The 13,194-nt window shown below is 37.3% G+C and carries 11 protein-coding genes and 1 pseudogene; 4 read left to right on the top strand and 8 right to left on the bottom strand.

From position 1 onward, the window contains the following. Window positions 1-38: 38 nt before the first annotated feature. The 4 genes from SGJ10_11595 to rsmI form a co-directional block, all read right to left on the bottom strand. Window positions 39-2,534: a M1 family aminopeptidase gene (locus SGJ10_11595; GenBank protein ID MDZ4758762.1), complete on the bottom strand. Its 2,496-nt coding sequence runs from the start codon at window positions 2,532-2,534 to the stop codon at window positions 39-41. After that, a complete protein-coding gene (locus SGJ10_11590) occupies window positions 2,449-3,444 on the bottom strand; it encodes a sterol desaturase family protein (GenBank protein ID MDZ4758761.1) in 996 nt (331 codons plus the stop codon). The genes SGJ10_11595 and SGJ10_11590 overlap by 86 nt, the downstream gene beginning before the upstream one ends. A gap of 159 nt (window positions 3,445-3,603) precedes the next feature. After that, window positions 3,604-5,148 carry an apolipoprotein N-acyltransferase gene (gene lnt, locus SGJ10_11585; protein MDZ4758760.1) on the bottom strand — a complete coding sequence of 515 codons (1,545 nt, stop codon included), beginning with the start codon at window positions 5,146-5,148 and terminating at the stop codon, window positions 3,604-3,606. Beyond that, window positions 5,141-5,827: a 16S rRNA (cytidine(1402)-2'-O)-methyltransferase gene (gene rsmI / locus SGJ10_11580; protein MDZ4758759.1), complete on the bottom strand. Its 687-nt coding sequence runs from the start codon at window positions 5,825-5,827 to the stop codon at window positions 5,141-5,143. Before rsmI ends, lnt begins: the two co-directional genes overlap by 8 nt. A 205-nt stretch (window positions 5,828-6,032) precedes the next feature. On the opposite strand from rsmI, the gene SGJ10_11575 reads away from it, so the two are divergent. Together SGJ10_11575 and SGJ10_11570 are read left to right on the top strand one after the other, a co-directional pair. Continuing rightward, on the top strand, window positions 6,033-6,563 hold the full coding sequence (locus tag SGJ10_11575; GenBank protein ID MDZ4758758.1) for a hypothetical protein: 531 nt from the start codon (window positions 6,033-6,035) through the stop codon (window positions 6,561-6,563). 396 nt (window positions 6,564-6,959) lie between these two features. After that, window positions 6,960-7,697, top strand: a complete 738-nt coding sequence (locus tag SGJ10_11570; GenBank protein ID MDZ4758757.1) for a retropepsin-like aspartic protease — start codon at window positions 6,960-6,962, stop codon at window positions 7,695-7,697. A gap of 62 nt (window positions 7,698-7,759) precedes the next feature. On the opposite strand, the gene SGJ10_11565 is transcribed toward SGJ10_11570, so the two are convergent. Continuing rightward, entirely contained in the window at window positions 7,760-9,439 is a 1,680-nt protein-coding gene (locus tag SGJ10_11565) for an ATP-binding protein (GenBank protein ID MDZ4758756.1), read from the bottom strand. Window positions 9,440-9,748: 309 nt separating this feature from the next. Between SGJ10_11565 and rho the strand changes: the two genes are divergently transcribed. Then, window positions 9,749-11,644: a transcription termination factor Rho gene (gene rho, locus SGJ10_11560; protein MDZ4758755.1), complete on the top strand. Its 1,896-nt coding sequence runs from the start codon at window positions 9,749-9,751 to the stop codon at window positions 11,642-11,644. Between the two features lie 130 nt (window positions 11,645-11,774). Here rho and SGJ10_11555 read toward each other — a convergent pair whose 3' ends face one another. From SGJ10_11555 to SGJ10_11545, 3 genes are read right to left on the bottom strand one after another with little or no spacing between them, the layout of a single operon-like run. After that, window positions 11,775-11,999: a hypothetical protein gene (locus SGJ10_11555; GenBank protein ID MDZ4758754.1), complete on the bottom strand. Its 225-nt coding sequence runs from the start codon at window positions 11,997-11,999 to the stop codon at window positions 11,775-11,777. Window positions 12,000-12,014: 15 nt separating this feature from the next. Then, the gene (locus tag SGJ10_11550) at window positions 12,015-12,425 is read right to left on the bottom strand and encodes a hypothetical protein (GenBank protein MDZ4758753.1); all 411 of its coding nucleotides are present in this window, start codon (window positions 12,423-12,425) and stop codon (window positions 12,015-12,017) included. 9 nt (window positions 12,426-12,434) lie between these two features. After that, window positions 12,435-12,608, bottom strand: a complete 174-nt coding sequence (locus SGJ10_11545) for a hypothetical protein (protein ID MDZ4758752.1) — start codon at window positions 12,606-12,608, stop codon at window positions 12,435-12,437. Window positions 12,609-12,852: 244 nt separating this feature from the next. Between SGJ10_11545 and SGJ10_11540 the strand changes: the two are divergent. Next, window positions 12,853-12,996, top strand: a pseudogene (locus SGJ10_11540) (phage antirepressor protein). Window positions 12,997-13,194: the final 198 nt, after the last annotated feature.

Below are 13,194 nucleotides of genomic sequence, written 5' to 3'. Positions count from 1 at the left end.
TATGGTTTGCCTATGTTTGGTCTTATGACCGACCATCTTTACTCCACCACCCACTTCACCGTTTCCAAAACCTGTCCATTCTCAGCTTCCAGTTTGATAATATATATACCTTTGGTTTGAACGCTGATTTCATAAAGCAAATTTCCTGCACGCATGGGAATGGTTTGTAGCAAACCACCTTTCATATCATATAATGTAAAATTACCTTTTATATTACCCTCCTTCAGTTCTATATGGGCATTGCCGTTGCTGGGGTTGGGATAGAAATTTTTTATATAATGTTCGTCATTTTTTTTTACAGGTGGTATAGATAGCCGAGTATTATATGCTCCAAAAGTATAATCACCTGATTTGATATGTTTGATAAGTACATTACCCTTTAAATCGGTTTTACTGCCCATGTTTTTGATATAATCTATATATTCTACCCAAGTACTATCGGTATTTTCCCTGTATAACAATACCAAACTATCTTCGGTCTTATAAAACAAATTACTATCGAGGCCGGGGACACCACTTGCATCCTTAGCACCTGAATAATTGAGTGACGCATCCGCGTCAAAGGTAGTCCCTACAATGGTTTGAATAGTCCAGTAATGTGTGGGTGATATATATAATCCCGGTGTTTTTGCAGCACCATTAGCACCTATCCAGTGGTGTTCTACCCTCACCCAATTGGAATCATTTTTTGAAACACTTTTCACATTCAAATTCAGTCGGGCATTTGTATACTTATAAGTTTGTACAGAATCTATTATATAATATTCATCTGTTATGGCATCACTAATTTTTTCATATAAGTCTTGACATACAATGACAGGTTTAAAAGGAATATTCTTTATTTGGAAATGGCTATAGTAACCACCTATGATAGCTTGGGCAGTATATTTTTCTAAGTTGGGTCCAATGGCTGTAAAGTCCATAGGTACTGAGTCGTACAACTTTTGTGTAGCCAATAATCTTTGTAAAATGGTTCCTGATATACTATATAATGTATTGCTACTATCTATTTGCAAATTGGATATTTCGAAATGCGGGAAGCCTTTTTCATACACCCAGTTATCAAAGAAACTTTTCATACTTTGTTTGGTATGATTCTGAAAAATATTTTTCAAATCATCGCTGCCCACCGAATTAAATTTATAGGTATTTTGAAAATCTAAACAAGCTTCGAAAAAATCTTTATCACCCATATATCCTCTCAAAGAATGCACCACATCAGCACCTTTTTTATATACTGTTGTTCCATAAGTATAATCATGGGGCATGCCTGCTACGGCTCGGTATCCGTCATCATTTATATGGGCTTTTTGTAATACCAAAGTATGGTTATCACTCACACGTTTTCGATAGGATTCTCTACCATATATGTTTTCTAAAAATATAGCTTCATTATAACAAGCCCATCCTTCGTTCAGCCACATGTCACCTTCATTTTTGCAGGTAGTTTGGTTACCCCACCATTGATGTGCAAGCTCGTGTGCCCATAGAGTTTCATAGGTTTTAGTACCATCGCTTGCATATAATGGATAGGAAATATTGCCTGCATGTTCCATTGCTCCGCTGTTAAAGGGAACCATACAGTATCCTACTCTGTCGAATAAATAAGGGCCGTAATTTTTTTCAAAAGCTTTCAGGCAATTGTTCAGATTTGCAAACGATTTTATTGCATTGGCGGTGTCAACGGGTAAGGCTGCGAGCCATACAGGAATATTTTTACCACTGATACTATTAAAGTTATTTTTAGCAGGGCGGTAAGGTGCAACAGATACATTGGCTAGATAAGTAGGAATTTGTTGACCCAATTGCCATTGCCAATTAATAGTAGCATCGGCATTTAAAGAATTTGAAATAAGAATTCCATTGCAAATTGCTTGATCAATACTATCAGTTTTTATATTAAAGCTAAATAATTGCCTTTCTACAAAATTATCGAAACAAGGAAACCAACAACGGCCATATACATGTGGGTCCATTCCAAACCCCACTCCTAAATTATATACATAAGGAGTAGCGAAATAAAATCCTCCCCAGCCCGTTGGATCACCCTGCGGCTGCCCATGATAATATATTTTTACTTCTTCGGTATCTGTTGACACCAAAGATTTGAACAAGTTTATATATATAATAGAATCATTGTAATTATAATTCAATCGGGCAGTATTTTGCACGATACTATCTATAGTCATTTTAAGCAAATCGAAATAAACATAAGAAATAGCAAAATTAACTGCTTTAAGTTTGATGCTTGCATACCCTGCAATTTGATTTTGACCTGTGATGCTGCGGGTCATATCTAAGTTAATTTTGATATGGGTAATATCCACGCTATCGCTACGCTTGTCTTGTGCGTGACCATTCAAACAGCAAAGAATAACTATGATAGTTAGCAGGGATTTCATATAAAAAGCACTTCGTTTTTTTGCATTAATAAGCAAAGATAAATCTTTATCCTGATTTAATATTTTTTTCTTTTTCTCGCAGTTGCGAACTGGTAAGCGTACTTCCATCGTGGCTCCATCCTGGGGGGCCAAAAAGGTACATTATTTTATCTTTAAGTTTTACAGGTTTCCGTACATCATTAAATATATTTTTCCATTCGTGAAAAACCATTGTAACTGGATGGACTGTTTTAATATTGGTGGTGAGTCCATATTTAATAGGTTCGTAAGTTTCATCTTCCTTTTGGAAAGTGCCAAACATTTTATCCCAAATTATTAGAAGCATTCCCATATTTTTATCTAAGTATTTAATGTTGGATGCATGGTGAACCCTGTGGTGGCTAGGCGTACACATAATATATTCAATAGGTTTCCAAAGTTTCCCCACTGTTTGGGTATGAACGAAAATTCCCCACATCTGCGTAAAGGCATAAGTGAACATAATATCCTCGGGTCTGAAACCTGCAAAAGCTATGGGAATAAAATAGATGAATCTATATAAGGGTTGGAAAACAGAAGAACGGAAACCTACGGTGAGATTATACTCCTCGCTGCTGTGGTGGGTAATATGAGAAGCCCAAAAGAACCTACAAAAGTGGTCGATGCGATGCTCCCAATAGTACATAAAATCTTCGAAAATAGTTAACACTATCCAATATAGCACGGGTGCCCATATCATATTTAAACGCAAACCCCCTAACGTATAACATTTGCCCAGAAACCATAGACAAAATACTCTAAGTGCAAGGTCGAAGCCCATATTCAAAACAGTTAAATATATATTAGCCAGTGTGCCTTCGCCACTATAATACTTTTTCTCTTTAAAAAAACTGAACAGGATTTCGGCACCAATTACTACCACATAAATGGGAACGGAAATAAGTATAAGCAAACTTTCTCGCAATTCATCGGAACCTTTCACCAAATAACTCCCTGCCACATCTGCTCCTATCACCATTAAGGTAATAAAAAGAAGTAGTTTCCATTCGTTATTTTTTTGCATTTCGGGTACAAAAATAGGTTGGTGTTTGTATAATACCGAAACTTAATATATAATAGTCCAAAAGCAAGGGACTAAATGTATTGTAGTTCGGCATTACCATTCTACAAACCTAATCCGCCACAGGCGGAGAACTATTTTAGGATAAGAATTGGTATAATATTAGAACTTGACTTTAAAGAGCATTAAAATAAACCAAGCCAAACTGCCCCAGCAACAAGCTAAAGCCAAGTAATCTCCGTACCTCACATAGAAAGTCAAATTAGAATTGGGCTTGAAGGATGCCGCTATCACCGTAGGCTCCCACCATTTTGTTTCATGTGAAGAAACACCTTTTTCGTCGATAATTCCTGATATTCCAGTATTGGCCGAGCGAAGTATGGCTCTCCGTGTTTCAATAGCTCTGAGTCTTGCATAGTTAAAATGTTGCCGATAGCCGGGGGTATTACCCCACCAGCCATCATTGGTGATGATGCATATTGCATTGGCTCCTTTTTTTATGTACTCCGTCACGTATTCCCCAAATACGGATTCATAACAAATAACTGGTGCAATCTTAAATATATTTTGCACATTGAATACCTCTCTTTCTTCTTGCACACCTAATGAGCCTGAAATACCACCTTCATCTATTGCATACTTTTCAAGGAATTTAAACACTTGCGGATAAGGCATTTTTTCCACTCCAGGCACTAATTTTGATTTGAAATACAGTTCTGCTTTTTTATCTTTCTCCAAAAAAATTGCTGTATTATAAATATCATAACACATTCCGCTGTGGTCATTTCGGGCTGTGGGCTGTGGCACTTCTCCGTTTTTATATATATGATATACATTGCCTCCTATTAAAATGGAAACTTTGGGAAAACTATCTATAAAATTTCGTAATTTTAGTATGTTCTCATTTTCTTCTATTTGACTTTCTTCTATATTATCAGTTAATGCAGTTTCAGGAAACATCACCAACCTAGTTTTCGTACTCATTCTCTTTGAAGCTAATTGGAGCATTTTGTCCAACTGCTGAGAAGATGTGAGCTCGCCGAATTTTTCATTATACGGGTCTATATTGGGTTGTACTATAATAGTTTCATAGCTTTTCGTTTCTGTAACAGGTGAGAAATTTAATATTGAAGATATAATAACAGGAAAAATGATAATAGAAACAGCAAGTATTGGTTTTATATTTTTTACGGAACTAGTATAGTGTTTATATAGTAGAATGTTAGCCAATAATACCCAGATACTTCCACCCAAATGCCCAGTAAATTCATACCATTGTACTATGGATGGAACCCCCGCAAAAACATTGCCCAGCGTGAGCCAAGGCCAGGTGAGTTCCCAACGCAAATGCAGATATTCAAAAGTGAGCCAATAAAATATAATCGAAAATAGTGCCCAAGGTTTATTAATACGTCTTTGGGTATAATAATATAGTAACAGAGGCAAAGTCATTAGTAAGCTATTGGCTATAATAGCCGCAATTCCACCCTCAACCGAAGCAAGGCAAACCCACCAGGTGCTGCCAACATTCCATAACAACATATTGGCATAAGTATATATCCAAAACCTGAATGTTTTTTGCTCAGTATTTGCTTTTTGTATAATAGGAATAAAAGCTATAAATATAAAGAAGAAAGTATAATTGTGGAGCCAGCTTGCAGTAAGCAATAAGCCGGGAAGTATATAATAAAACAGTTTTTTAAGCATGTCCTTTTATTACGATAACGAATTCGCCCTTGGGGTCTTTTTTTGTAAAATGTTCTAGGCAAAAGGCCACAGTTCCATTAATTGTTTCCTCAAACATTTTGCTTAATTCCCTGCTTGCAGAAACCTGCCTGTCCTCGCCAAAATGTTCTTTAAGTTCTTCCAATAATTTCACCACTCGGTAGGGCGATTCATATAATATAATCGTTCTCTTTTCGGTAGCCAGTTCTTTTAGTTTTGTTTGCCTGCCCTTTTTATGAGGTAAAAAGCCCTCAAACACAAAACTATCAGTGGGGAATCCTGATTTCACCAATGCGGGTACAAAAGCCGTTGGTCCAGGAAGGCATTCAATATATATGTGTTCGGCTACACATTCGCGGGTAAGTAAATAGCCGGGGTCGGAAATGGCAGGTGTGCCAGCATCGCTCACTAATGCTAGAGTTTTTCCTTGTTTTAATAAATCTATATAATGCTGTAATACTTTGTGCTCATTAGCCAGATGAAATGGCTTCACGGTATTTTGTATATTGAAATGTTTGAGCAGATTGCCTGTAACACGGGTATCTTCGGCCAAAATCATATCACAGCTTTTGAGTATATCTAGTGCCCGAAGTGTGATGTCTTGTAAATTACCAATGGGTGTGGGCACAATATATAGCCCTTGTTTCAACACCTTCTCCATGTATTGTTTATTAAGGACAGAAGCATGCTGCTTTTTTGGCTTTGCACGATGAACTGACCGAAACCACGGCAGTAGCTAATATTATGATTATGATGATACGCCTTAACATATATATATAAACGCAAAAATTAAAATCTTATTGTGTTGCAATCTCCATGCAAATATATGTATTTTTGACGGCTTAATAAACCAAACAAAAAAAAGTATGTTAGAAAATTTAGGAATAGGTACTCGTCTCGAACATCCCCGCTATGGCAAAGGTGTGGTAGTGAACGAAAAATCAGCATTGTATGTGGTGAGTTTCATTGAGTACGGCATGCGTGAAGTGAAGAAAGAAGAAGAGGTCACCCTTATCGACCAACTCGATCCTGACACCGATATGGTGAGCATGTTCGATGTGGAACGTATCCTCACAAGTGTACTCAAACGCTATCTCGAATACCCCGAACCCGTAGAATTGGGGCAAAAGTGGAAAGGTGGTAAGATGATTCTTAAACCTGGGGATAGTGGATTGGCCAATAAAGAGATTCCCGTGGAGCAATTGTTCCACAAAGTTATCATGATTAGAGACCGCGTTCGTGTAATGGAGCAACGCATCAATGCCAGCAAATTAGAGGATGAAGAAAAAGTTAATTTGCAACAGTATATCACCAAAATATATGGAAGCCTTACCACTTTTAATGTACTCTTTAAAAATAAAGAAGACCAGTTTATTGGAGAAAAGGGAGACTATTAATATTCGTTGATTTAGCGATTGAATGATTGATTGAATGATTTGCTAATGGGACTAAATAGAATTCAATGGGCAGTTGTACTCGTTATTAGTTTTACCCTGTCTTACTTTATAATGGATCATTCTCCGGAAGAGCTAATCCCTCGCACTATCGGGGGAGTGATTGGATTTATACTCCTCCCGAGTATTTTATACCGAAACTCAATATATAATAGTCCAAAAGAAAGGGACTAATTCCCCCGCATCCCAATAATTATCGGGATTAAGCGGGGCTTTCGGGATGTAGTTCGGCATTACCATTCTAAATACTAAATCCGCCACAGGCGGAGAACTATTTTAGGTTAAGAATTGGTATTAGTATGGCTAGTGATGCTTGGTTATTATCTATTCAAAATAGTAATGCCGGAAAAAACAAAGCGAAATATTTTTATAATAGCTTGGACTATAATTTCACTTAGCACGCTTGGTAGAATAGCAGAGGGTGGCAATGGGTATGATAAAGCAGAATTTATTTCAGTATGTAAAAAGGCTGCTAAAGATTCGGCAGATGGGGTATTGATAAAAAAGGTAGATATAGATAAATTCTGTAACTGTGCCTACGAAAAAATGAAGGATAGAAAAGATATTGATTTATTGAAAATGAAAGACAGAAGTTCACCTGTTTTTAATGAAGTAATTATGGCTTGCTTTTCTGAGACTAGGTTGAAGGATACCCCGGTATCCGAATCAGAGATTATCGGTTTAAAACTATCTGCTACCATCGACCTGATAAATGGACCACAAGGCAATAGGGTAAAAACCTATTTAAGCGGAAAACCCTATTATTTTATGTTGGACAATGGTGCAAGTGATGTGGTAATAAACAAAAAAATCGCGAATCAATTAAAATCCGAAAAAATATTAGTATATAATACCCCAGCAGAAACTCAAGAGTATGAGTTAGCGAATGGACAAAGTATAGTATGCAAAATCGCAGTTATTAAGGAATTGCATATTGGCAAATATATAGTTACCAATATTAGGGTAGCGGTTCAACAAAACAACGACACTGATTTGCTTTTAGGGAAGTCTTTTTTGGAAAAATTTTATTCATGGTCACTCATTAATTATAACCACGCTTTGGTTCTGAAAAAATAAATTGAAGAATATATATATTATACTACTTCACCTCAACTAGTAAACCAACTGTAAACTGCTTACTACAATATATGTTGCTCTAACTTGTTTTTCAAGTCATCGAGTCTCACAGGTTTCGTTATATAATCGGTAACGCCGCATCGATAGGCACGTTCTTGCGAGTGCGGGAAAATATCGGCAGTGAGTGCTATGATGGGGACAGTAGAAAATTTACGTATATGTTGCGTAGCTTCAAATCCATCCATTTCAGGCATGTGCAAATCCATCAATATCATATCAAAACTACCCGTACGCATAGCATCTAATCCTACCTTTCCATTTTCGGTAATGGTGCTAATAAGGTTTAGCTTTTTAAGCATTTGTGCAATCACATTTTGGTTAATGATATTGTCTTCTACTACCAATACAGTTTTGCCTACCAATGTTTTTAGATCATTTGGTATATCATCGTGTGTACTATGCGGCTCTTCTGTTTGTTCCTTTTCCAAATATATGTGAAGCGGTAACGCCAAATGAAAGCAGGAACCCTTGCCCACATTACTTTCAATACTTATATCGCCACCCATCAATAATACCAATCGTTTCACAATGGCAAGTCCTAACCCGGTGCCTCCATATTTGCGTGAATGTTGCACATGCATTTGCGTAAAACTATCAAATATATATTTAAGTTTATCTGCTGGAATACCGATGCCAGTATCTTTCAATTCTATATGTAACAAGCAACGGCTTTCACTAATCCCATGCCATTTAACGGATAAATTTATACTTCCAGTATCGGTATATTTAACGGCATTGGTGAGCAAATTAATAAGTACTTGCGATATACGAAACTCATCACCAATTAGCATATTGGGCAAATTATCGGCGGCAGTAAAATTAAGTTCTAAATTTTTGTTTTTAGCAGCCAGTTCTACAGTGCTTTTTATTTTTGGCATCAAAGACTTGATACTAAAAACGGTCTCATGCAGTTCTACTTTGCCAGCTTCCAATGTTGAAAGATCTAATATATCAGTAATCAGTCTCAACAGATTCCCTGCAGAAAAACGAATGGAGTTAAGCATCGTCACACTTTCTTCGTCTAATTTTCCGTCCAACATCAAATCGCTAAAACCAATGATAGCGTTCATGGGTGTTCTCATCTCGTGGCTCATGGTTGATAGGAAATCTGATTTCACTTTAAGGGCTTTCTCTACATGAGTTTTAGCTTCCAGTATTTTTATCTCGGCTTCTTTAATGGTGGTAATATCCAAGCCATAGCCCATGAGGTATGAGAAATTTCCTTCTTTACTATGTATGGGTGCGTATCTCCTTAAATAATGCTTGGTGCTGCCATCGGGCATAGTAAATTCTTCGAACCAGGTTATCTCTTTACCACTTTTGCAAGCATTATGAAAAGCATCCATACGTTTTTTGAAAAGATCTGTGCGGAAATTGTATTTGATGGAATATTCTTCATCTGTTTTGCCAATAATCCATGCCCGTCGTTCAGGTTTGGAAATTGACTTTTTATTCATATAAATATAACGCCCATCTTTGTCCAAAATTCCCATCTCAATAGGTAATTCATTTAGCAAGTCTTCCAAAAATTCGTTGCGTTCTACCAATACTGCTGCGGCCTCCAAAGGCCCCGATATTTTTATCCCTTCATTGTTTTCGCTCATCGCCATAAACGATTTCACGAGGGCAAACAGTTCCTGTCCCCCTTTGGTGGTATCATCAATTTCGATAAAATGTTTCAAGTGTATTGGCGTTTTTTAGGCAAGCATTGGTAGTTACAAATGTAGAACAATAAAAGTGGAAAGACAAAACAAAAAGGAAGTGGGAACAAGGAATAAGGAAATAGGGTAAAGTAATAAATAGTTATTAGGCGTCAGCTCCTTATTCCTTATTCCTTGTTCCTAAATCCTAAATATTTTTTGCCGTTTGCTTAATCCGTCTTAATATTGCAGTACAATCGCAGTCAAGCTTTTCTTTAATATCTCTTAAAGAACGAAAGTTTACCCCTACAAATTCTTGTCAATTATTATTTTAACTATTCATATTTCTACATGTACGACATTGCTTATCTGAACAACCTTATGTTGTCGGAACTTAAGGACATTGCCCAAAAGCTCAATATGAGCAACGTGGACAGTTTGCCAAAACAGGATTTGGTTTACAAAATCATCGAGACACAATCGGTGATGCCTGATGCCAAAGATTTTAAAGAAAATCCCAACGAAATAAAACCAGAAGCACCCGCAAAAAAAATTCGAAAACCCATTGTAAAAAACCCAACGGATGGCATAACCACTCCCGATAGCGAACCTGCCAAACGTGGCCGCAAGCCCAAGACCAAAGAGGATGCAGCACCCCAAGCACAATTGCCCCTAGCGGTTGAAACTAAAACTACGGAGCCTGTTATTGCTCCTGACCCTAAAGATATAGTGGCCACTCCAGTTAAACCTAGCGACACACAACCGCCACGCCCTATAGCCAATGGTCCTGATAGGCAAGACCAGCAACGCCAACAGAATATTCAGAATAGGCAACAACGCCCTCCTTATAATGAAAGAAACAATCCTAATAAGGAGCAAAACAATACAAGTACCAACCCTCCGCGTGAGCAAAGGGAAAACCCAAATCTGCCACAACCTAGGGAGTTACGCGAAAATCCAAATCAACAGCCACGTGAACAAAGAGAGAACCCCAATCCGCCACAACAACGTGAGCAAAGGGAAAATCCGCAAGTGCCGCGTGAACAGAGAGAAAATCCAAATCCGCCACAACAGCGTGAGCAACGCGAGCAGCCTAATCAACGGGACAGTACCAACCAACTTATTAGCGAACTAGAAGGACTCGTTTCTTCATCAGGTGTTTTGGAGCTATTGCCCGATGGCTATGGTTTCCTCCGCTCGCCCGATTATAATTATATGCCATCGCCCGATGATATATATGTATCGCCTAACCAAATAAAAACTATGGGTCTTAAAACGGGTGATACCGTGAAAGGTACCATACGCCCGCCCAAAGAGGGAGAGAAATATTTTGCACTAACCGGTGTAGAAAACATTAATGGTAAAACCCCACAAGATGTTCGCGACCGTGTAGCATTTGAGCATCTTACGCCGCTATTCCCCGATGAAAAATTAAATTTGGGAGGCAATAACAAAGCATTGTCAACGCGTATCATAGATATGCTATCGCCCATAGGCAAAGGCCAACGCGGATTGATAGTGGCCCAACCCAAAACGGGTAAAACAGTTTTGCTTAAAGATGTGGCCAATGCCATTGCCGCCAATCACCCAGAGGTTTATCTAATAATATTATTGGTAGATGAACGCCCTGAGGAGGTAACCGATATGGCCCGCAGCGTGAGAGCTGAGGTAGTTGCATCAACCTTCGACGAGCCTGCCGAAAAACATGTAAAGCTTGCAAACATGGTTCACGAAAAAGCCAAACGCTTGGTGGAGTGTGGTCATGATGTTGTAATACTCTTAGATTCTATTACCCGCCTTGCCCGTGCATATAATACGGTGGCCCCATCATCGGGCAAAGTATTGAGTGGTGGTGTGGAAGCCAATGCTTTGCAAAAACCCAAACGCTTTTTTGGTGCTGCTCGTAAAATTGAAAACGGGGGCTCACTCACTATTATAGCAACAGCATTGATTGATACTGGCTCCAAAATGGATGAGGTGATATTTGAAGAATTTAAAGGCACAGGTAATATGGAATTGCAGTTGGATCGTCGCTTGGCCAATAAACGTATATTCCCAGCCATTGATATATTGGCATCGGGCACCCGCCGCGAAGATTTGTTGATAGAGAAAAACATGCTCCAAAAAATATGGGTGCTGCGTAACTATCTCAACGATATGAACCCCGAGGAGGCTATGGAAACACTGAAAAAACACATGAAAGACACTGACTCGAACGAAGAGTTTTTGGTATCGATGAATAATTGATAATATGTTATTATTTTTCCTTTGGCGACCCGCAAGGTTGGACTTGAGAGGGTGGTCAGATATAACCGTAATACCATATAAAAAGGCGGACTATTTACAGCCTACCTTTTTAGCTAATTCAGTAAAACAATTATTCTTTTCTCTTTAGGTCCCCGTATGTTTTCGCCCCAAGCGATTTTATGTGGTAAAATAAATTATCAGTATGTACAAGTTCTCTTAAATACTCCGCTTGCTCTATCAAATAATAGTAAGTACTTCTATTTACAGTTATCTTTTCATCGTCTTTTATTTCCGTTGAGTGCAGGTCTTCCTCGGGTTTATCAGGCACACTAAAGTTATAATCTGTACTTACCAAATCGGCTACTTTATTTTAAGCAAAATCCAAACAAGTAACATGGCGTTGCCTTAAATATCCCGCAGCTTCATCATCATATTCACCCTCCTTCGCATCAGGGTCGCTATCGCCTATATAATTTAAGTTAGCACCTTTCCCTAAAAAGTAATCCATTAGTTGTATCGATGCCTTATCAAAAACAGCACATAAAAAAGTACATGGGCAACTATCTATATTAAAGTCAAGCGACAATTGTTTATATAATATTAAGTCAAATATCCTTTTATAAGAACTATAATACTTTTCCTTATAATAAAATTCTACAATTTCTGCAAGCAATTCCTGCCTAGCTTCATCACTAAGTGTGTCTTTTATCAATGCCCATTCTTTTACAAATGATGCCACATCTCTTTTGGCAATAGATTCTTTAATTGGTTCTATATTCATAATGTTATCTTATATTCTATCCATAAATAAATAATAAATTTCATCATAATTCTTCAATTTATTAGCTATTTTTTCACACACACAATCATCTAATATAACATCAAAATCATGTACAATCGTCTCTACCTGCTCATGTACCAACTTTACAATCTCTTCAAATTTCAAATCTTTTTTATTCATCATATCATACTTAAAAAGTATAACCCATATCTTCCAATTAGTAATGAGCCAGCAAAAAATAAACGCCGATGAAAATGGACGCTTAAATCTTTCGTTAAACATTTCATGTCGTCATAGATACAAGCAATTTGAATTGCCAAAGGTATAATAATTATACTAAATCCCAATTTGAAAAAACAAATAAATTCACAACTTGTAACTTAAATTACCAACATTTAATTTATTGAATAAAGCACTAAGTAAACTAGCCGAAATTTCAAAAGCTACTTTTGGATTAATACCATCAGAATATAAAAAAGTGCAAGGGTTGAAATCTCAAAACCTTAGAGACCACATGACAGATTTGGAATTAATCTTCTCTATTTTGGGAGAAGCATCAACAAAAGAAATTGTGGTAATATAAAAGCATAGTATAATGAATAATTATTCTTCTTTTTCACATGGAATATAGGCGTTGATTCTCCTTTTAATTTAGGGTTAACAAAACCTTCTGCACGGATATTGAGCAATTTCGCTATAAAGCCTTGCAGCAAAATCAACGACCTAATTGCATAAAATACTAATTTATAGTAAGTATAACAGTTTTTTT

Source organism: Bacteroidota bacterium (assembly GCA_034439655.1).
In the GTDB taxonomy this organism is placed as follows: domain Bacteria; phylum Bacteroidota; class Bacteroidia; order UKL13-3; family UKL13-3; genus CANJUD01.
The sequence above is the reverse complement of the archived record's forward strand: the minus strand, read 5'-3'. Positions and strand labels throughout refer to the sequence as shown.

Coding starts and splice junctions, on each gene's coding strand:
- SGJ10_11590 (MDZ4758761.1), bottom strand. CDS start 3,444: ATGCAAAAAAATAACGAATGGAAACTACTTCTTTTTATTACCTTAATG.
- lnt (MDZ4758760.1), bottom strand. CDS start 5,148: ATGCTTAAAAAACTGTTTTATTATATACTTCCCGGCTTATTGCTTACT.
- rsmI (MDZ4758759.1), bottom strand. CDS start 5,827: ATGGAGAAGGTGTTGAAACAAGGGCTATATATTGTGCCCACACCCATT.
- SGJ10_11575 (MDZ4758758.1), top strand. CDS start 6,033: ATGTTAGAAAATTTAGGAATAGGTACTCGTCTCGAACATCCCCGCTAT.
- SGJ10_11570 (MDZ4758757.1), top strand. CDS start 6,960: ATGCCGGAAAAAACAAAGCGAAATATTTTTATAATAGCTTGGACTATA.
- rho (MDZ4758755.1), top strand. CDS start 9,749: ATGTACGACATTGCTTATCTGAACAACCTTATGTTGTCGGAACTTAAG.
- SGJ10_11550 (MDZ4758753.1), bottom strand. CDS start 12,425: ATGAATATAGAACCAATTAAAGAATCTATTGCCAAAAGAGATGTGGCA.
- SGJ10_11545 (MDZ4758752.1), bottom strand. CDS start 12,608: ATGATGAATAAAAAAGATTTGAAATTTGAAGAGATTGTAAAGTTGGTA.